13 protein-coding genes are annotated in these 21008 nt (G+C 67.6%); 2 read left to right on the forward strand and 11 right to left on the reverse strand.

Annotated elements, in window-relative coordinates; all coding sequences use genetic code 11:
* Positions 1-24: 24 nt before the first annotated feature.
* From addA to ubiE, 10 genes are all read right to left on the reverse strand, one after another.
* A complete protein-coding gene (gene addA / locus CI41S_RS00700; protein ID WP_172627865.1) occupies positions 25-3504 on the reverse strand; it encodes a double-strand break repair helicase AddA in 3480 nt (1159 codons plus the stop codon).
* Complete coding sequence (gene addB, locus CI41S_RS00705) at positions 3498-6641, reverse strand: double-strand break repair protein AddB (RefSeq protein ID WP_139856988.1); 3144 nt, start codon at positions 6639-6641, stop codon at positions 3498-3500. Before addB ends, addA begins: the two co-directional genes overlap by 7 nt.
* A 160-nt stretch (positions 6642-6801) precedes the next feature.
* Entirely contained in the window at positions 6802-7524 is a 723-nt protein-coding gene (locus tag CI41S_RS00710) for a nucleotidyltransferase family protein (protein WP_139856989.1), read from the reverse strand.
* 137 nt (positions 7525-7661) lie between these two features.
* Positions 7662-7982: a PilZ domain-containing protein gene (locus CI41S_RS00715; protein ID WP_139479377.1), complete on the reverse strand. Its 321-nt coding sequence runs from the start codon at positions 7980-7982 to the stop codon at positions 7662-7664.
* Positions 7983-8064: 82 nt separating this feature from the next.
* Complete coding sequence (tsaE, locus tag CI41S_RS00720; RefSeq protein WP_139856990.1) at positions 8065-9588, reverse strand: tRNA (adenosine(37)-N6)-threonylcarbamoyltransferase complex ATPase subunit type 1 TsaE; 1524 nt, start codon at positions 9586-9588, stop codon at positions 8065-8067.
* Complete coding sequence (locus tag CI41S_RS00725; RefSeq protein WP_139856991.1) at positions 9585-12095, reverse strand: PAS domain-containing sensor histidine kinase; 2511 nt, start codon at positions 12093-12095, stop codon at positions 9585-9587. Before CI41S_RS00725 ends, tsaE begins: the two co-directional genes overlap by 4 nt.
* Positions 12096-12349: 254 nt before the next feature.
* Positions 12350-12808: a dUTP diphosphatase gene (gene dut / locus CI41S_RS00730; protein WP_139479374.1), complete on the reverse strand. Its 459-nt coding sequence runs from the start codon at positions 12806-12808 to the stop codon at positions 12350-12352.
* Positions 12805-14229, reverse strand: coding sequence for a bifunctional phosphopantothenoylcysteine decarboxylase/phosphopantothenate--cysteine ligase CoaBC (gene coaBC, locus CI41S_RS00735; RefSeq protein ID WP_139856992.1), 1425 nt, complete (start codon positions 14227-14229; stop codon positions 12805-12807). Before coaBC ends, dut begins: the two co-directional genes overlap by 4 nt.
* A 163-nt stretch (positions 14230-14392) precedes the next feature.
* Positions 14393-15967, reverse strand: coding sequence for a 2-polyprenylphenol 6-hydroxylase (gene ubiB, locus CI41S_RS00740; protein ID WP_139857016.1), 1575 nt, complete (start codon positions 15965-15967; stop codon positions 14393-14395).
* Positions 15964-16725, reverse strand: coding sequence for a bifunctional demethylmenaquinone methyltransferase/2-methoxy-6-polyprenyl-1,4-benzoquinol methylase UbiE (gene ubiE / locus CI41S_RS00745; protein WP_139856993.1), 762 nt, complete (start codon positions 16723-16725; stop codon positions 15964-15966). Before ubiE ends, ubiB begins: the two co-directional genes overlap by 4 nt.
* 141 nt (positions 16726-16866) lie before the next feature.
* On the opposite strand from ubiE, the gene mutM reads away from it, so the two are divergent.
* Positions 16867-17748 (forward strand): bifunctional DNA-formamidopyrimidine glycosylase/DNA-(apurinic or apyrimidinic site) lyase, encoded by an 882-nt coding sequence (mutM, locus tag CI41S_RS00750; RefSeq protein ID WP_139856994.1) that lies wholly within the window; start codon positions 16867-16869, stop codon positions 17746-17748.
* Positions 17749-17783: 35 nt separating this feature from the next.
* Positions 17784-19463 carry a gamma-glutamyltransferase gene (gene ggt, locus CI41S_RS00755; RefSeq protein ID WP_139856995.1) on the forward strand — a complete coding sequence of 560 codons (1680 nt, stop codon included), beginning with the start codon at positions 17784-17786 and terminating at the stop codon, positions 19461-19463.
* 155 nt (positions 19464-19618) lie between these two features.
* Here the strand turns inward: ggt and CI41S_RS00760 are convergent, their stop codons facing one another.
* Positions 19619-20986 (reverse strand): serine protease, encoded by a 1368-nt coding sequence (locus CI41S_RS00760; protein WP_139856996.1) that lies wholly within the window; start codon positions 20984-20986, stop codon positions 19619-19621.
* Between the last annotated feature and the right edge of the window lie 22 nt (positions 20987-21008).

Consider the following 21008-nt stretch of genomic DNA (forward strand, 5'->3'; position numbering starts at 1 on the left):
AAGCTTTGGTCACGCCGACATGACTTATGCCAGGGCCGCGTCCAGCGCGGGGGCGGAAATCTCCATGATTTCAGCGGTTTCGGTCCAGAGCAGGGCGGCGTGGACGAGCCGCTGGGGATAAAGCTTGGTCAGGATCGCACGGTACAGCGCGAGCTGCCGGACATAGCCTTTGGGCGCCTCGGCGGCGGTCTTCGGCGGGGTGTGGTTGGTCTTGAAATCGACGATCAGGACGTCGTTCGGCGTCACCACCAGGCGGTCGATCTGGCCGGAGACCAGCACCTTGGGCTGGCCCGGCCGCTCGAGCCGCCCAACGATCGAGACCTCGGCGCGGCTGCCCGGCCCGAACACCGGCGCAAAGCGCAGGTCCACGATCAAGGCGAGCACCTGTTGGGCGAGCGCCGCGCGCTCCTCTTCGCTCCAGCCATCGGCATTGCGCGCGAGATAGGCGAGGGCGGCGTCACGGCGCCGCTCGGCGGCGACATCGGGCAGCGACTGCAGCAGGCGGTGCACCAGCGTGCCGCGCTGCAGGGCGCGGGCGCGCAGCTGAACCGAATCGCCGGTCCGCACATGGGTGCCCTCGTCGGCGCCGGGATCGGAGGGACGCAGCACGCCCGCCGCGGATGGCTCCGGCGCGGCCGGCGCACGCAGCCATGACGGCAACTCGATCGGCACCGCGGCCGTCGCCGCCGCTGCACCGGCGACGTCGGTCACGTCGTCCGGCCGTGAGTAGCGCATCACCTTGCCGGCCGGCGTCTCCAACTCCTCGAGCTTGAGCCCGGCATTGGCGAGCCCCTTGGTGATCAGATCGTACCAGGAGGATTTCCGCACCGTGTTCATGTTGCCGGGCATGCAGCCGCCGACGATCAGCCGGTCGGCGGCGCGCGTCATCGCGACATAGAGCAGGCGGCGATACTCGTCCTCGGTGTCGCCGAGCATCGCCTTGCGCGCGTCGGCGACGCCGGGCGGATCCTCGGCCTTCTTGCCGGCCCACACCACGACGCCGGGCGCATGCGGCGCGGCGTTGCCCTGCGGCAGATGGATCAGCCGCAGCCGCTGCGTGTCCGACGGCGAGGTCGTGGTATCGACCAGGAACACCACCGAGGCCTCAAGGCCCTTGGCGCCGTGCACGGTCATGACGCGGACCTCGTCGCGCGAAATCTCCATGTCGCGCTTCACCTCGGTGTCGGCGGCGCGCAGCCACGCGATAAAACCCTGCAGCGAGGCCGGCGCCTTGCGCTCGTAGCCCAGCGCGAGCTCGAGGAATTCGTCGAGCGCGTCGCTGGCCTCGTGGCCGAGCCGGCGCAGGATGCGCGCGCGGCCGCCGTCGCCGCCGAGCAGCCAGGCATAGAACGCGAACGGCGTTTCCTCCCTGAAGCGGCGCTCGCATTGCTCGAGCCGCTGCAGCACGGCGGCGAAGCGCTCGTCGCTCGGCGCCTGCGCGGCCAGCGCCTCGCGCAGCGAGCCGCGCCGATTGTAGCCGAGCTTGAACAGATCGTCGTCGTCGAGGCCGAACAGCGGGCTTTTCAGCGCCACCGCGAGCGCGAGATCGTCCTGCGGTAGCAAAAGCGCGTCCGCAAGGTTCATCAAATCGATGATCGCGATGTGCTCGGTCAGCTTCAGCCGGTCGGCGCCGGCCACCGGGATGCCGGCGTGCTTCAGCGCCTGGATCACCGCATCGAAGGCATTGCCGCGCCGCCGCACCAGGATCAGCATGTCGCCATAGCGCAGCGGCCGGCGTGCGCCTTCGCTGCCGGTCATGGTGCCGCTGTCGACCAGCCGCTTGATCTCGGCCTGGATGCGCCGCGCCAGCTTCACCTCGGGGCTGGTCAGCGCGACGCCGTCGAACGGCGCGCGCCAACCCTCGATGTCCTCGCGCTCGTCGGCTTTCGCGAGATCCCAGAGCTCGATCAGGCTCGGGCCGGCATCGGCCATCGCATTGTGGAGCGGGTAGCCGTTCTCGACCGCATGGATGCTGCGGTAGATGTCTTCGTCGCGGAAGACGTGGTCGACCGAGTGCAGGATCACCGGTCCGGAGCGGAACGAGTAGGTGAACGACACCGGATCGAATTTCAGCCCCGCGTCCTCGAACCGCTGCTTCAGCTCGCGCCGGCGCAGGTCGAATTCGCGCGGCGCGGCGCCCTGGAACGAGAAGATCGACTGCTTCTCGTCGCCGACCGCGAACACGGTGCGCACCAGGCCGTCGCGCGCGCCGGCGCCGGAGGTGAATTCCGAGATGATGTGCGCGACGATGTCCCATTGCCGCGGGCTGGTGTCCTGCGCCTCGTCGATCAGCACGTGATCGACGCCGCGGTCGAGCTTGTAATGCACCCAGCCGGAGGAGACGCGGTCGAGCATCGCCAGCGTCTTGTCGATCAGGTCGTCATAGTCGAGCAGCCCGCGCTCCAGCTTCTCGCGGCGGTAGTTTGCCGCCGCGGCGGTCGCGATATGGATCAATGCCTCGGTGCGGTCGCGCGTGACGACGGCGCGGCGGCGCTCGATCAGCGGCAGGACGCGGCGGATCTCGGCCTCGAACATCCGGCCGACCACCGGGTTGTTGTCGGCGAACTTCTTCGTCACCACCGACTTTCGCGGCGTGCGGTCGGCATCGGTCAGGAACACGGCGAGATACGCATCGACCTGCGCCGCGCCGGTGAACACCAGCGCTTCGCGCAGCTGCGCCGCCTGGTCCTGGTCGGACTTGCTGCCGGTATCGAGAACGGTGGCGATCTCCTCCCAGCCGGACCTCCTGAGATAGGGGCCGTCAACGATGTCGCGCTCGACGTCCTCGATACGGTCATCGGCAGACACGCCGAGCGCGGCCGACATCTGCGCGGCGGCGGCTGCCGCGCTGCCGGCGGTGTCGGTCCAGGCCATGAAGTGGTCGCGGCTGAGGCAGGCCTCGCGGACCACGTCCTTGAAGGTGACGTCGGCGGCGCTCGCCATCGCCGTCATCAGCGCGCGGCCGATCGGGCTGTCCGGATTGCGCGACGCTTCAAGGAACACCGCGAGGTTGGCGCGCTCCATCATCTCGGTCTGGTCGCGGTCGTCGAGCACGGCAAAGCGCGCCGGCACATTGGCCTCGAACGGAAACTGCTGCAGCAGCCGCGTGCACAGCGCGTGGATGGTCTGCACCTTCAACCCGCCTGGCGTCTCCAGCGCGCAGGCAAACAGTTTTCGCGCCTCTTTTCGGAGTTTGGCGTTCGGGTGCGCAATGCCGGCCTCGCGGATCGCGGCATCGAGTGCAGCGTCGTCGAGCGTCACCCAGTGCCCGAGCGTGGTGAAGACGCGCTCGGCCATGTTCGCCGCCGCAGCCTTGGTGAAGGTGATGCAGAGGATCTTTTCCGGCGGCACGCCTGATAGCAACAGACGGATCACCCGCTGCACCAGCACGTGGGTCTTGCCCGAGCCGGCATTGGCCGACACGAAGGTCGACGCCTTCGGATCGGACGCGCGGGCCTGCGCATCGCGGACTGCCGGCGGGATGGGGCGGGGAGCTTTCACCATTCCTCGATCCCCAGGCCGCCGCGGGCAGACCATTCCTTGATGCGCGCGAGATCGTCATAGGCGCCGTAGCGGTTGGCCCACATCGAGAGGTTCAGCGAGGTGTAGGCCTGCTCCTCATTGTCGAAAGCGCGGATCAGGGCTTCCAGCTTGCGCCGGGCGCTGTCGGCGGCTTCGTCCGGCGGCTGCGGCGTCTCGTTGCGGATCTTCAGCTCCAGCGAGCGCTGCTCGCCGGGCGGATTGTTGCCGCTCAGGCGGACATAGACCAGTTCGCCGACCGAGGAGTCGGCCGGAATGTCGGCAAAGCCGCCCTCGCGCAGGATCGCGGCTTCCAGCGTGAGCTGTGGCGACAGGCCCATGCGCACCTGCTTTCCGGTCGGCGGCTGGCCGGTCTTGTAGTCGAGGATCGCAAAGCTGCCGTCATGCCGCCGCTCGATCCGGTCGGCGCGCGCCGAGAGAGTGAAGGTCCTATTATCGTCAAGCTGGATCTTGAGATCGCCCTGGATCTCGGCCTTGATCCCGGCGATATTGCCGCGCCGTGCCTGCTCCCATTCGGCAAACCACGCCGCGATGCGCTGGAAGCGCGGCCACCACAGCGCGCGGGCCTCGGGCCGCTCCATCAGCGGCGCGAAGAATTTGCCGCCGATCTCGCGCAGCGTGCCTCTGACGTCGTCAGGCAGCGCGTCGGCATATTTTTGCGTGAACTCGCCGAGCGCCTCGTGGATCGCCGAGCCGCGATCGGCCGCCGACAGCGGCATGTCGACCGGATCGAGCGGATCGAGCCGCAGGATGTAGCGGGCATAGATCGTGTAGGGATCGCGCAGCCAGTCCTCGATCGCGGTCACCGACATCTTCAGCGGCCGCGCCTCGCGCGGCGGCCGTGGCTCGGGCTGCGGGATCGGCTCGACCTTGTCGGGCCGGTCGAGCTCGGCGGCGTATTGCACGTAAGTGTCGCCGGCCGCTTTCGCCGCCTTCCAGCGCGCTTCGCCCGCGACCGCCTCGAGCCGATGCAGGAAGCGCGAGGCGACCGCCGGCGCGCCGCCGACCTTGGCGGCGTGGGTCAGGATCACCTCGTCATGCCCGAGCAACTGCGCAAAGTCGTGCGCCGACAGGCCGATGCGCCGCTCCGGGAGATCGAGCTTCAATTCGTGCCGCATCGGCCGGCTCAGCCAGGGATCGATCCGCGGGGCCGGCGGCCAGACGCCTTCGACCAGGCCGCCGAGAATGATCCGATCGGATTCGGTGAGACGCGCTTCGAGCTGGCCGAAGATGTTGAGCTGCGATCGCGCCGATTCCGGCCGCCGCACCATGCGGTCGGCGAACGCGGTCTGGAACACCTCGGGATAATCGGCGAGCGGCGTCGATAGTCCACTCGGCTGCCCCTTTGCCAGCAGCTCGTCGAATGCCGAGGCCAGCGACGCGCCGGCGCGCTCCTCGAACACGGCGGCGACGCTGTGCTGATCACTCGACAGCGCAATCAGCGCCTCGCGGTGCCGAATTGCCAGCTCAGCAAAATCGTAGGGCCTCGAGGATGCCATGCCCTCGAGCGGCGCCAGCGCCGCCTGCAGCCTTGCGATCAGATCCTGGGCCCGGTCGAGATCGCTGTCGCGCAGTCGCGCGCGCTGTTCGGCCTTGTGCAGCGAGGAGGTCTCGCCGCTGTTGAGTTTTGTCAGCTCGGCGCGGAAGCGCGCGAAGTCGCGCGCCAGTCCGCCCGTTCCCGGCTGTGGCCGGGTGCCGCGCAGCAGTGCGAGCTCCAACACCTCGATCGCGCGCCTGAGCGTGCCATGCGCGCCGCCGAGCCGGAACAGCGGATGCTTCAGCAATGCGAGCAGAGTCGGCGGCTCCAGTCCTCGCGCGGCGGCCTCCGCGGCAAGGCGGGCGAACACGCCGGTCGGCGTCTCCATCAGCGCGTCGCCGCCGGAATCGTCGAACTCGAGCTGCCAGCGCGTCAGCGAGGCCATCACGCGGCGCGCCAGCGCGCGATCCGGCGTCACCAGCGCGGCCGATTTGCCGAGATGCCGCGCCTCGCGCATCGCCACCGCAATCGCCAGCGCCTCCATCTCGGGGTTGGGCGCCTCGACCACCGCGAGGTTGGTCATCCCGGCGGAAATCCGCGCGACGATTTCCGGCCGTTCCAGCCGGTCATGCCATTGCGCGGTGGCGGTCGAGGGGCGCATCGTCTCCGAGACCAGCACCTCGCGGCCGAGCGGCGCCGGCGCGGCCAGGGTTTCGACGTCGCGGCGCCTGATGCCGAAGCGGTCGAGCAGCGCATGCATCGCGAATTGCGGATGATTGGATGAGGGCGGCACGCTGAAGCGGCCATCGGCGTTGCGCTCGCCGCCGATCGTATCCCAGGACTCCTCGTCGAGGTCGGTGTCGAGCCCCGGCAGCACCACGGCGCCGTTGCGCAGCTTCGCCACCGCATGCAGGAATTTTGCGGTGGCCGGCATCGAGCCGGTCGAGCCGGCGGCGATCACCGGGCCGGCGTGATGCTTCGTCAATCGCGCCGCTTCCGCCTCGATCAGGAAATCGCGGCGCGCGGCCGGCTCGATCCTGCCGATCTCCTTGAGATAGTTCGGCCAGGCGTCGCGCGCGATGCGCAAAAATTCCAGCGAGTGCTGCCAGTATCTGTCGAGCTGGTCCGGCACTAGGCGGTCGAGCTCGCGCCAGTCGACGCCGCGCGTCACCATGTCGTCCATCAGCCGCGCGAGGTCGCCGGCGAGCTGCAAGGTCGAGGCCGGGCCGCCGACCACCAGCGGCGACGACACCGGCGTCTTCGCCCAGGCCGCGACCAGATGCGCCAGGGTCAGGCGGCGCTCGAGCTCGCCGAGCTTTGGCGGAATCTCCAGCGGCGCGGCGCCGCCGACCTCGTCCGATTGATCGGCGAAGGCCAGCTCGTCCTCATCGATGTCGCCGAGCGCGACGATGCGCGGCAGCACCGCGGCGTCGGTGTCGAGCACGTCGAGGAAGATTTCGCGCGCCAGCCGCCCGGCGCGGCGGGTCGGCAGATAGAGCGTGGCGTTGGCGAGCTTGGCGGGATCGTTGCGCGCCTCAAATCCCGCGACCAGCCGGCCATCGACCAGTGCGGCGATGACGGTGCGCAGGAACGGGACGGAGAGTGGAACGCTGAAAACGCGCATTGGCAGCCTGATTCGGATCAGGCGCCAATATAGGGAGCGATGGGCTGGAGGTCATCGGTGTGGAGAGAGCCGTCATTCCGGGGCGATGCGAAGCATCGAACCCGGAATCTCGAGATTCCGGGTCTGGTCCTTCGGACCATCCCGGAATGACGCGTACCTACTAAGCCACGCTCTCCAAAAACGCCTCTTCCGCGGCCAGGATTGCATCGGGGGTTCCGACATGCATCCAGACGCCGTCGAGGCGCAGGCCGAACAGCCGTTCCTGGTCGTTGGCGCGGTCGAACATTTTTGTCAGCGAGAACTCGCCGGCCGGGGCATCGGCGAACAGCGCCGGCGACATAATCGCGGCGCCGGCATACACAAACGGCACCACCTGATTTTCCCGCCGTTTGCGCAGCGCGCCGTCGGGCAGCATGCTGTAGTCGCCGCGGCCGCTATAGCCGATGCTGCTCGCGGTCGGCGCCATCAACAGCAGGATGTCCATCCGCGCCGGATCGAAGGTTTCCGCGAGCCGCGCCAGATTGGAGCGCACGCCGTCGATCCACATCGTGTCGGCGTTGAGATGGAAGAACGGCGCCTCGCCGAGCAGCGGCAGCGCCTTGACGACCGCGCCGCCGGTGCCGAGCACCTGGTCGCGTTCATCCGAGATGATCACGCGCGGGCGGCTGCGGGTCTTGACGTGGTCGATGATCTGGTCGGGCAGATAATGCACGTTCACCACGGCTTCGCTCACGCCGGCCCCGGCGAGCTTGTCGAGCACGTGGTCGAGCAGCGGCTGGCCGGCCACGCTCACCAGCGGCTTGGGCATCGTGTCGGTCAGCGGGCGCATGCGCACACCGAGGCCCGCAGCGAGCACCATGGCTTTGTGGGGGGTGACTGGCATCTTTCGGATATTCTCGGTCATCGTTCTCTTCGCGCCGATCATATCACGGCGATTCGACAGGCACATTAACCAACCGCCATAGTCAGCGGACATGACGGCTGTAAGACGGCGGTCAAGCCGGCGACCCTGATCCAGGTCTAGACGTCCACAGCCTGCGAGCTGCGCCGGGCCGGTTTCTTCTTCTTATCGCCTTGCTTCAAGAAATTGACGCCGATCTGGTCGCCATTGACCCATGCCAGCTCGCAGCGGCGATAGGCCAATCCTGTGGACGACAGCAGCAGAAAAAACTCCTTCAGGGCCAGCCCCTCGACCGAGCCTTCGACGGTGAGCTTGGCGCCGGTCTCCGACACGTCTTCCATCATGCAGTCGCGCCGCCAGGTGCCGTCGATGCCCATCATGTGCGCCGGAATGCCGCGCTCAAATGTGACGCGATCGCCCCTGCGTCGTTCGGTCCCCATTGTGGTCGCGCTCCAGATCCGGCCGTCCGTCCGACACAGCCCGGTTCCAGCTTAGGCGGCGGTTGGCTAACAACCGGTAAACCTACGGTAGCGGGGGAGGGACGTTGGCCTCGTACCAGAGGCGGAAGGTGGTGAGCGCCGGATGGGCCAGCGACCGATTGAGATAGGTCCAGATCCGCGGCTGGTGCTTGAGATATTGCGGCTTGCCGTCGCGGCGGTTGAGCCGGGCGAAGGTGCCGAGCAGGCGGGTGTTGCGCTGTGCCGACATGATCGCATAGAGCTCGGCAAATTGCGCCGGATCGAAACTCATGTCGGTGGTGCGCCGCGCCTTGATGTAGCGGGTCAACAGCGCCAGCTCGAGCTGCTCGGGCACGTCGATCCGCGCATCCTGCAGCAACGACACCACGTCATAGGCCGCTGGGCCAAGCACCGCGTCCTGGAAATCGATGATGCCGACGCGCAGGATGCCGGTGCGCTCGGCGAGCCAGATGATGTTCGGCGAATGGAAGTCGCGGATCGCCCAGGTCTGCGGCGCTGCGGCGGGCTTTTCCAGCAGCCCGCGCCACATCCCCAGAAATTCGCTGCGCAGCTCCTCGCTCGGCTCGACGCCACGGTCGGGCAAATACCATTCGAGCATCAGCCCGATCTCGATCAGCCAGGCGTCGATGTCGAACACCGGGATGTCGTAGGCCGTATCGGCCGTGATCGGCAGCGTCTCGGGCAGCGCCTCGCGATGCAGTGCTGCCAGCATGTCGGTGGCGGCCTCATAGCGTTCGACGATCGGCTGCGGCGGATCACCCTCGATCACGCCGGCGCTGCCGAAATCCTCGGTGATCAGAAAGCCGGACTCGAGATCGCTGTGCCGGATCGCGGGCGCGGAAAAGCCGTGCTTGCGCAGCCCGTTTCCGATCGCGACGAACGGCCTGACGTCCTCGGCAAGATGCACCGCCGCGCTGTAGGACTGGCCGTTGTAGATCGCGGGGCCGTCGGGGCGGCGCGGCGAGTTCATCAGGATGACGCTGCCGTCATCGGTGCGCAGCCGCGCATAGGAGCGGGTCGAGGCGTCGCCCGGCATCCGCTCGCGGCGGGCGTGGAGAAAGCCCGCACGCTCGAGAAATTGGCGCAGCACCTCGAGCCGCGCGACCTTCGCCGCCGATGTGCCGTAGCCGGTGATCTCGGCGGCGCGGGCCGTCGATCCCAGCGCCGGACGATGGCTGAACGCGATGTCGATGCGATCGTCGGGCATGGCATCGGGCGCGCGCTCCGGCCATTCGATCAGCGCCACGACGTCGTCGGGCAGCGGCGACAGCCCGATCTCCTCGAGCTCGCTGGCGTCGTTGATGCGGTAGAGGTCGGCGTGAATGATCGGAAACGCCGGCAGCTCGTAGCTCTGCGCCAGCGTGAAGGTCGGGCTCGGCACCTCCAGCGTCGTGTCGTCGGCGAGATAGCGGATCAGCGCGCGGGCGGCGGCGGTCTTGCCGGCGCCGAGGTCGCCGGACAGCGTGATGACGTCGCCGGCGCCGATCAACAGCGCGAGATCGGCCATCAGCTCGGCTGTCGCGGTTTCGTTCGCGATCGGCACCGAGAATGTCGAGGTCGCGATCATTCAGCAGCGTTGCGGTGCGCGGTCTGGTCGATCGGGAAGTCGCAGGTCACGGTCGTGCCCTTGCCGACGGTCGAATCGACGCGCACCCGCCCGCCATGCAGTTCGACAAACGAACGTACCAGTGACAGCCCGAGCCCGGCGCCGCGATGCCGCGAGCCGTGCGAATGGCTCTCGAACCAGTTGAACACCTTGTCCCGCATCTCCATTGGAATGCCGGGGCCGGAATCGGTGACCGAGAACACCACGCTGTGCTCGGTGCGCCGCGCGCTGATCGTGACGGTGGCGTCATGCGGCGAGAAGCCGACGGCATTGGCGAGCAGGTTATAGAGCACCTGCACCACGCGCCGCTCGTCGCCGGTAAAGCCGCCGATATTGGGCTCGATGTCGACCTTGAGCGCGATGCGGTCGGTCGCGAGCCGGTCCTGGATGCCTTCGGCCGCGGCCTCGATCGCCTGGGCGATATTGACCGGGCCGAGCTCGAGCTTCATCGCGCCGGCGTCGATGGTGGCGAGATCGAGGATGTTGTTGGTCAGCGCCAGCAGCGCGTTGGTCGATTTGGTGACGTAGTCGAGATATTCGGCCTGTTTCGGCGTCAGCGGCCCGGTCGAGGGATCGCTGAGGAAATGCGCGAAGCCGATGATGGTGGTGAGCGGCGCGCGCAGCTCGTAGGAGACGTGGTGGACGAAATCCACCTTCATCTGGTCGGCCGCCTCGAGCGCCTCGTTGCGCTCGCGCAGCGCGCGTTCGACATTTTCGGTGTCGGTGATGTCCTGGAATGCGAGCAGGGTCTTGCCGTCGGGTAGCGGGACGGTCATGCAGTTCAGCACGCTGCCGTCCTTGCGCTCCAGTTTGAGCGCGACCTGGGCGCGGTTCTCGATCGCGGTGATCGATTCGCGCAGCGCGCGCCAGGTCATCGGATCGTCGAACAGCGGCCGGCACATTGCTTCCACCGCCTCGATATGCGGCTCGCCCTGCAGCGCGTCCGCCGGCAGCTTCCACATCTTGGCAAACGGCGGGTTGAACAGCTCGGCGCGGCCGTTGCTGCCGAACACCGCGACCGCCTCGCCGAGATTGTCGAGGGTCTCGCGCTGCACCCGGGTCAGGCGGTCGAACTGGCGCGCCAGGTCGAGGCTCTCGGTGACGTTGTCGAACAGATAGGTGACGCCGCCCTCGAGGTTCGGCGTGGTGACGACGCTGATGGCGCGGCCGTCGGGCAGGAACCAGGTGTAGGTCTCGGATTCGACCGCGCGATAGGCCTCGTGCAGCTTGGCCTTCCAGGCGCGGAAGTCCGGCTGCTCCGGCAGCTTGCGGTTGGCGCGCAGCCGGTCGAGGATGCTGGAATCGTCCGGGTTGCCGTCGAGGAAGGCCTGGTCGAGGCCCCACAGCCGCCGATACGATTCGTTGTAGAAGGTCAGGCGACGGTCGGCGTCGAATACCGCGACGCCCGACGACAATTGATCGAGCGTGCGGCGGTGCGCCTCGACCATGCGCACGATCGCCGCGCGCAGCGCCGCGGCTTCGCTGGCGTCGATCGCGATCCCCGCGCTGCCGCCGCCGAGCTTGAGCGCCTGCACGTCGTAGATCCGCCGCTCGCCGCTGACCACGATCGGCAGCCGCGCGGCATAGCTCGCATTGTCGTTGAGCGCCTTGGTCAGCTCGCTGCGCTGCTCGCTTTCCAGCAGCTCGAGATTGCGCTGCAGCGCGTCGGCGACGCTCTTGCCCTCGGTGGCGCGGACATAGGCGGCGTTGGCGTAGCGCAGATTGCCCTCGAGGCTCTTGGCCCAGATCGGCCACGGCGCCGCCGCGGCGAAGTCGCGCAGCAGCTCGGTCTCTTCCTGCAGCGCTTTGTAGCGCAGGTTGGCTTCAGCGAGCTCGCGGCGCAGTCCGCCGAGCTCGCGGATCCGCACGATGGCCTGGCCGCCGATGGCGCGGCCCATCGCCTCGATGGCGCGGCCGGCCGAGGTCGAGAGGTTGAGCAAAAACGCCTCGCCCTTGTCGCGTAGCGCGTCGACAGCGTGGTCCATCTGCAGCGCCGGCTCCGGCGGCAGCCAGGTTCCGAAGGCGAGGATGCGCTGCGGGGAACCCTCCTGCGACATCACCAGCGAGATGTCGCCCGAGATCTGCGGCCGGTTGTCGCCGGCCGCCCAGGAGATCAGCACCTGCGGCTCGACGAACAGCAGCGCGCGCAGCCGGTCGGACTGCGCCTGCAGGTCCGAGATCTCGAACCGCAGCCGCTCCTCGTTGCGCGTCGCGCGCACCCGGGTGCGCATCAACAAGATTGCGGCGACGGCGGAGAAGCCGACCAGCGCCAGCGAGGTCGCGAGCACCGCGACCTCCTGGTGGTTGAGGCCGAATTGATCCGCGACCGCCTGCGCGAGCACGCCGTCGGCGGCAAACGCCGAGCGGACCGGCAGCAATGCCGTGGTGACGAGTCCGATCATGCCGTCGCGCGCCAGTGAGGTGCATGACAGCAGGCTGCGACGCATCGCTGCGACTACGCCCGACATATGTTGCCCCAGAACGCACAACTCCCAGGCAAGACCCGCAGAAGATCCGGAAAAGTGGAGACGGTCTTCCGGTGACGTGCCCAAGCAGGACCAGATAGCCCGACGAAGACCCCCCGTCGTGCTCGAATCAAGTCAGAATAGTCCCATTGCGAGTCAGCGAGTAAGAGTCCAGACCGTGAACGCAGAATCGGCTGTGAAAAAATGCGCAGCGATGGCGCGAATTTTACGCGAATTGACTCCGTACTCGCGGAAGGTCAGCGCCCGGTCGAGCCGAAGCCGCCGCTGCCGCGCTCGGTCACGGACAGCACCTCGACCGGAACCAGCTCGGCCCGGGTGACCGGCGCGATCACCAGCTGCGCGATGCGCTCGCCGCGCCGGATCTGGAACGGCGCCTGGCCGTGATTGATCAAGAGCACGTTGATCTCGCCGCGGTAGTCGGCGTCGATGGTGCCGGGCGAGTTCAGCACGGTGACGCCGTGCTTGGCGGCCAGACCGGAGCGCGGCCGCACCTGCGCCTCGTAGCCCGGCGGCAGCGCGATGGTCAGCCCGGTTGGAACCATCTCGTAGCGTCCGGGCAGCAGGATCAGCGGCGCTGACCGCGGCACCGCCGCCAGCAAATCGAGTCCGGCCGCGTCGGCAGTTTGGTAGGCCGGCAGCAGCAAATCGGCGCCATGCGGCAGCTGGCAGATCTCGACCTTGATCACGGCGCTCACGATGCAGTCCCCACGGCTCGTGCGATCCGCGACACCAGCGCGGCCGCCACCTCTTCCTTGGTCATCACCGGCCAGGAATCGACGGTCACCTCCTTGCCCTCGCGCGACAGCAGGTGAACGGTGTTGCGGTCGCCGCCCATCACGCCCGTGGTGGGCGAGACGTCGTTGGCGACGATCCAGTCGCAGCCCTTGCGCGCGAATTTGGCCTTGGCGTTCTCGATCAGATGCTCGGTCTCGGCGGCGAAGCCGATCACCAGCGGCGGCCGCTTGTCCTTCAGCTTCGAGATGGTGGCGAGGATGTCGGGATTCTCCACGAGCTGCAGCGGCGGCATGCCGGCGGCGCTCTTCTTCAGTTTCTGGCTGCCCTCGCTGGCGACCCGCCAGTCGGCGACCGCGGCGGCGAAGATCGCGACATCGACCGGCAGCGCCGCCTCGACCCGGTGCAGCATGTCGCGCGCCGATTCCACCCGCATCACCGACATGCCCTGCGGATCGTCGAGCTCGACCGGGCCGGACACCAGCACGACGTCGGCGCCGGCCGCCTGCGCCGCGGCGGCAATGGCAAAACCCTGTTTGCCGGAGGAGCGGTTGGCGATGTAGCGCACCGGATCGATCGCCTCATGGGTCGGGCCGGCCGTGACCAGCACGCGCTTGCCGGCGAGCGGATGCGGTTTGGGCGGCCGCAGCATGCGGTCGGCGGCGGCTGCAATCTCGGTCGGCTCGGCCATCCGCCCGACCCCGGCTTCGCCCGCTTCCGCCATCTCGCCGGCATTGGGCCCGACGGTGTGGACGCCGTCGCGGCGCAGCTGCAGCACGTTGCGGCGGGTGGCCGGGTTGTTCCACATCAGGGGATTCATCGCCGGCGCCAGCAGGATCGGCCGGTTGGCGGCGAGCAGGATCGCGGTGGCGAGGTCGTCGGCATGGCCCTGCGCCATCTTGGCCATCAGGTCGGCGGTGGCCGGCGCCACCACGATCAGGTCGCACTCCCTCGCAAGGCGGATATGGCCGGCGTCGAACTCGCTCTCGGCATCGAACAGGTCGGTGTAGACCCGCTCATGCGACAGCGCGCTCGCGGCGAGCGGGGTGACGAATTGCTGGGCCGCCCTGGTCAGCACGCAGCGGACCTCGATGTGCCGCTCCTTCAGCCGCCGGATCAGGTCCAGCGCCTTGTAGGCCGCGATCCCGCCGCCGATGATCAGGGTGATGCGGGGCTCGCCAGCCGCGCTGGCGGCCCGTGGCGCGCGGGCGACAGCCGCGGCCAGCCCCGCGGCGAGCGCCTCAGCGGGCTCCGCACGGCCCTCTGCAAGCTCGCGGAGGATCACCCGAACCTCCTCCTCGACGGAGCGCCCGTTCTTGGCGGAGCGCAGCCGCAGATAGGTTTTCAGCTCGTCGTCGAGTTTGCGGATGGTCAAGCTGGCCATGGCATACGCCCTCAGATGTGCTAGCGATGCTAGCACGGGATGCATGCATTGCAATCAAATTTAGAGCGTTTTCCAGCGAATTGGATTCCGGTTCGCGTGAAGAAAACGCGTCAAAAACTAGAATCTAGAGCTCCGTTCCGATTCCATCGGAACGGAAATAGCTCTAGTGGCCGCGGATCGTGAAGAAGATTCCGATCAGGGTGAGGGCAATGATCCAGAGGCCCACGGTCTGCAGCCGCGCCTTCTTTGCCTCGGCGCGGGCCATTTCGTCGATGGTATCCGACGACAGCATGTGGCCCTCGCGGGTCATGGTCTCCAGCTGTTCGAGCACGGTCATGGCGCGGGTCGCGATCGACGGCAGGCCGGCGAGGACGCGGCCGAGTTCGCCTGCGCCCGACAGCGCGCTCTGGATGCGACCGGCCGGGCCGAGATTTTGCGTGATCCATTCGCGCACCACGGGGTCGGCGATCTTCCAGATGTCGAGCTTGGGATCGAAGCCGCGCGCCACGCCCTCGACCACCACCATGGTCTTCTGCAGCAGGATCAGCTCGGGCCGCGTCTGCATGTCGAACAGGCCGGTGACCTCGAGCAGAAGCGTGAGCAGCTTCGCCATCGAGATTTCCTCGGCGGTGCGGTTGTGGATCGGCTCGCCGATGGCGCGGATCGCCTGCGCGAAATTCTCCACCGAGTGATGGCCCGGCACGTAGCCGGCCTCGAAATGCACCTCGGCGACGCGGCGATAGTCGCGGGTGATGAAGCCGAGCAGGATTTCTGCCAGGAAGCGCCGCTCATTGGCGCCGAGCCGTCCCATGATGCCGAAGTCGACGGCGACGAGGCGGCCGGCCTCGTCGAGGAACAGATTGCCGGGATGCATGTCGGCGTGGAAGAAGCCGTCGCGCAGCGCGTGGCGCAGAAAGCTCTGGATCACCTTGCGGCCGAGATCGGGCAGGTCGACCTTGGCCTCGGCGAGACGGGCGTGATCGTTCAGCGCGATGCCGTCGATCCACTCCATAGTCAGCACGTTATGGGTGGTGCGGTCCCAGTCCACCGCGGGCACGCGGAAGTCGGGATCGTCGTTTGTGTTCTCCGCCATCTCGGAGAGCGCGGCCGCCTCGAGCCGCAGATCCATCTCCATCGCGACCGAGCGCGACATCGTGTTGATGACCTCGATCAGCCGCAACCGCCGCGCCTCGGCGGAGTGCGCCTCGGCATTGCGCGCGACGAAGAAGAAATCGCTGAGATCGCGGCGGAAGCGCGCGGCGACGTTGGGCCGGAGTACCTTGACCGCGACCGGGTGCCGGACGCCATTGCGCTCGACCTCGGCGCGATGCACCTGCGCGATCGAGGCTGCCGCCACCGCCGGGCCGAGATGTGTGAACGCCTGCGACAGCGGCCGTTCCAGCGATTGCGTGATCACCGCCTCGGCCTCGCTTTGCGAGAACGGCGGCAGCCGGTCCTGCAGGGCTTCGAGGTCGCGCGCCATCGCCACGCCGACGACGTCGGGACGGGTGGCGAGGAATTGTCCGAGCTTGAGATAGGCGGGCCCGAGCCGCGTCAGCGCGCGCGACAGCCGCGCGCCGGACTTGGCGTTGCGGCGTTCGATTATCCGCGCCATTTTCAGCGCGAGCTGTCCGGGCGGCGGCACCAGCGAGGGATCGACCACGCCGAACACGCCTTCGCGCGCAAACACGAACCCGGCGCGGGCGAGGCGCGCGATGTGGGAAAACGCGGAGATCACAAACGCCAGCCCGAATGCAGCGCCACGATGCCGCCGGAGAGGCTCTGCCACTTCACACGCTTGAAGCCGGCCGTGCCGATCATCTCGGCGAAGGCGGGCGGCCGCGGGAATTTGCGGATCGACTCGACGAGGTACTGGTAGGACTCGGCGTCGCCGGTGACGGCGCGGCCGAGCGGCGGGATCACCTTGAAGGAGAACAGATCGTACAACCGGTCGAGCCCGGGCACGTCGACGGTGGAGAACTCCAGGCACAAAAAGCGGCTGCCGGGCTTCAGGACGCGATAGGCCTCGCGCAGCGCGAGGTCGATCTGCGGCACGTTGCGGATGCCGAACGCGATGGTGTAGGCGTCGAACGCGCGGTCGGCGAAGCCGAGCGTTTCCGCATTGCCCTCGACGAACGACACGCGGTCGCCGAGGTGCTGCTTGGCGGCGCGCTCGCGGCCCACCGCGAGCATGTCGCCATTGATGTCGCAGACCGTGGCATGGAATCCCGGGCCCGCCGTCTTGGCGGCACGGAACGCGATGTCGCCGGTGCCGCCGGCGACGTCGAGCAGCGCGAACGGCCGGTCGCCCTTCGGCGGATCGAGCGCCGTGATCATGATGTCCTTCCAGACCCGGTGCAGGCCTGCCGACATCAGGTCGTTCATCAGGTCGTAGCGCGACGCCACGCTGTGAAACACGTCGTTCACCAGCGTCTGCTTCTCGCCCAGGGGGACGTCCCTGAAGCCGAAATGGGTGGTTTGATCCGGCCGATCCATCAACGCTTTACTCTCACCCTTTTTTGGTCGCGTTTTCTTCACGCGAACCGGTACCCACTTCGCTCGAAAACGCTCCCGCCGGACCATAGCGCGGCGGCCGCAATGGCGCTATCACGTCACTTCCAAAAGGTGAATGCCTCCATGCCGGAATTACCCGAAGTCGAGACCGTCCGCCGCGGCCTGCAACCGGCCATGGAAGGCGCAAAAATCGTCAAGGCCGAAGCCCGCCGCAAGGATCTGCGGTTTCCCTTTCAAAAAGACTTTATCGCCCGGCTCGAGGGTCAGACCGTCACCGGGCTCGGCCGCCGCGCCAAATATCTGATGGCGGACCTCACCTCCGGCGACGTGCTGCTGATGCATCTCGGCATGTCCGGCTCGTTCCGCGTGCACAAGGAGGAGGGCGCCGCAACGCCGGGGCAATTCCATCATCCGCGCAGCGAGGACCGCGCGCACGACCACGTCGTGTTTCACATGTCGTCGGGCGCGGCCATCGTCTTCAACGATCCGCGCCGCTTCGGCTACATGAAGATCATCGCCCGCAACGCGATCGAGGATGAACCGCTGCTGAAGGGGCTCGGCCCCGAGCCGCTCGGCAACGAATTCGACGCGGCGATGCTGGCACGCGCCTGCCACAACAAGAAGACGAGCCTGAAGGCGGCGCTGCTCGACCAGCGCGTGGTGGCGGGACTTGGCAACATCTATGTTTGCGAGGCGCTGTTTCGCTCGCATTTGTCGCCGCGGCGATTGGCCGCGACGCTCGCAACCAAGAAGGGCGACCCGACCGATCACGCCGGACGGCTGGTCGATGCGATCCATGCGGTGCTCAACCAGGCGATCAAGGCCGGCGGCTCCTCGATCAGCGATCACCGGCTGACCAATGGCGAGCTCGGCTATTTCCAGCATTCGTTCCAGGTCTATGACCGCGAAGGCGAGACGTGCCGCACCGGAAAGTGCGGCGGCATCGTCAGGCGTTTCACCCAGAATGGCCGTTCGACGTTCTGGTGCCCGAAGTGCCAGAAATAGAACTGCCAATAACAACAATAAGGGGAGTACCGGCCATGAGCAGCAACTGGCGCGAACACGCGGGGACGAGTTTCAAATGCGAGAAGCAGCCGGCGAGCTCGGGCCGCGGCATGGTGGTGAGCAATCATCCGCTGGCCTCGGCCGCCGGCGCGGAAATGCTCGCGGCCGGCGGCAACGCCATCGATGCCGCGATCGCCACGCTGTTCACGCTGACCGTGGTCGAGCCGATGATGGTCGGCATCATCGGCGGCGGCATGGCGCATATTCGCCTCGCCGACGGCAGCCATCGCTTCATCGACGGGCAGAGCACGGTGCCGCAGGCGGTGCGGCCGGATACCTACACCTCGAAGCCCGGCTCGGCGCATGACGTGTTCGACACCCTCGGCAACGAGAATCTGAACGGGCCGAAGGCAGTCGCCGTGCCGGGCTCGCTGAAAGCCTGGTGCGAGACGCTGCGCCGCTTCGGCACCATGAGCCTCGCCGACGTGATGCAGCCGGCGATCAAGCACGCCGCGCGCGGCTATGCGGCGACGCCGTATCTGCACGAATGTATCACCGACGGCGCCGAGGAGATGCTGAAGGACAAGCCGATCGCGGCGATCTATTTGCCCAACGGCACACCGCTGAAACCCGGCGAGCGCGTGGTGCAGGCGGAATATGCCGAGACGCTGAAATACATCGCCGAGCATGGCGATAACGCGCTGTATGAGGGCCCGCTCGGCGACATTCTCGTCGACTACATGAAAAACAACGGCGGCTTCATCGCGCGCGAGGATCTCACGTCATACAAGACCGTCGAGCGCGCGCCGATCCGCGCCGACTATCGCGGCTGGGAAATTTTGGGGCCGCCACCACCGGCCGCCTCCGGCGTGCACATCACCCAGATGCTCAACATTCTCGAAAGTTATGACATCGCGCGCCTCGGCTTCGGCACCACCGAGACCATCCATTATCTTGCCGAGGTGCTGAAGATCGCCTTCGCCGATCGCGCGGCCGCGAGCGGCGATCCTGCCTATATCAACGTGCCGGTGCAGCGGTTGACCTCGAAGGCCTATGCCGAGGAACGCCGCGGTGCGATCGATCCCGATCGCGCGCAGGCCTGGGGCGCCGGCGTCGCGCAACTCGAGAGCGCGCACACCACGCACATGACCGCGGCGGATGCGATGGGCAATGTGGTGGCGACCACGCAGACGATCAACAATCTGTTCGGCGCGAAAATCCTGATCCCGGGCCTCGGCACGGTGCCGAACAACTACATGAACCTGTTCGATCCGCGGCCGGGGCATGCGCTGTCGCTGGCCGCAGGCAAGCGCGTCACCACCTCGATGTCGCCGATGATGGCGCTGCGCGGCGGCAAGCTCGTCTACGCGCTCGGCCTGCCCGGCGGAAAGCGCATCTTCCCGAGCGCGATGCAGGCGCTGCTCAATCTGATCGACCACGGCATGAGCCTGCAGGAGGCGGTCGAGGCGCCGCGGGTCTGGACCGAAGGCAATGCGCTCGAAGTCGAGCAGGCGGTGCCGGAAGCCGTCCGCGCCGCGCTCGCCGCGAAGGGCCACAAGGTGCAGGTGGTGGCAACGGTGGCCGGCGGCATGAACGCGATCCAGTTCCACGCCGACGGCACCATGTCCGGCGCGGCCTGCTGGCGCGCCGACGGCACGCCGGTCGGCATCGCCGGCGGCCAGGCGCGGGCGGGTGTGAGGTTCGCGTTGCGGTGAGCGGAGCTGGTCGGGCTCCCTCGCCCCGCTCTTCGCGGGGAGAGGGTTGGGGTGAGGGGCTTTCTCCACGAGTTGTGAACGCAGTGAGACCTGTACCCCCTCACCCGCCGCGCAAGGGCGCGGCGACCTCTCCCCGCAGGCGGGGAGAGGTGAACTTACTTCCTGACGCAGATCACGCGGACCACGGCGGCTTTTGCGTCGGTCGATCCACCTGATGCGTTGACGCCATGCGCTTTCAAAAACTCCCGCACGGTGTCCGCCGGCACCAGCGCGGCCTGCGCCGGCGCAGTTGCAGGGCCGGCGACGATCACCGGCTTGAGCACCGCGATCCCGGCGAACTTGCCGCCGCTGTCGAGTGCGGCCGCGCCGGAGAAGCCGACCGCCGGCGCCGGTGACAGCGCCGAATCGCTGCTGCCGCCGAGCTGTGCCACCGAGGCTTTCACACTGCTCGCCGCGGCGCCGCCGCCCTGGCTTTGCGGGTCGGAGATGCCGGTGATGTCGAGCGTGGTCTGCGTCGCACGTCCGGCGATGCTGAGCGGCTTCAGGTCCCGGGCGCCATAGACGCGCAGCAATGCGAGATCGTGCTCCTTGTCCGCGGCGATGCGGTCGGCATTGCCGTAACCCGGGATCGTCAGCGCGATACAGTCGTCGGTCGCCACGCGGTCCGTCACGATCGCGCCGTCATCACTGACCACCACGCCGGTGCCGTATTCCACCGTCTTGCGTGGCGGCGGCCCGGCCACGACGCCCGACGGGAATGGATTGAACGCGCTCGACATCGCGATCACCACCGGCTCGACGGTGTTTTGCATCGCCTGGTCGTAGAGAATGGTGAGGATGCGCACCTCGTCGCCCTTGAAGGTGCCGCGCAGATAAAACTTCTTCAGCCCCTGCATGCCCGACAGCACGAAGAAATCCGGCTTCACCACGGTGTAGTCGATGGTGCGGCCGGCCGGCTCCTTCTTTTCCTGTTCGGCGAGCTTGGCGGTGGACGGGCCCGCCTCCTTGCGCCGCGTCAACAGCACCTGGACCGTGCCGGTCGGCGAGGTCCATTTCGCGCCGGAGGCATCGCTGGTGAGCTGCGGCACCAGTTTTGTCGGAATGCCGAGCCGCGCGCCGGTAGCGGGCTCGGTGACGATGCGCCAGCCGACATTCTCCTGCCGCTTCCGCGCCGTGTCGGCGAGCACGCCGCGCTCCTGCGGGTTCAAGACGCCGGTCGGCTTGCCGCCCTGCTTCTTTTGGAATTCCTTGATCGCATTGACCATGCGCTCGCTGACGTCGCCTGATATCGCGCCGTTATAGTCGCCGACCCAGGCGAGGTCCGATTGCAGCGCCAGCCGTTCGGCCTGCGTCATGCCGCCAGCGGTATCTTCGGGCTTCTGCAGCGCCGGGCGGATCGGCACGGTGGTCACGGTCTTCGGCTTGACGCCGGGTACCGCCGGCGGGGTCTGGGCCTGTGCGGCCCCCGAATCTGCAATCAGGAGGGCCGCGAGCAGCAATGTTGCCGAAAGCACCGATCTCATGACAAATCCGCCCATTGACGTC

This window comes from Bradyrhizobium ivorense (assembly GCF_900696085.1).
GTDB classification, from domain to species: Bacteria; Pseudomonadota; Alphaproteobacteria; order Rhizobiales; family Xanthobacteraceae; genus Bradyrhizobium; species Bradyrhizobium ivorense.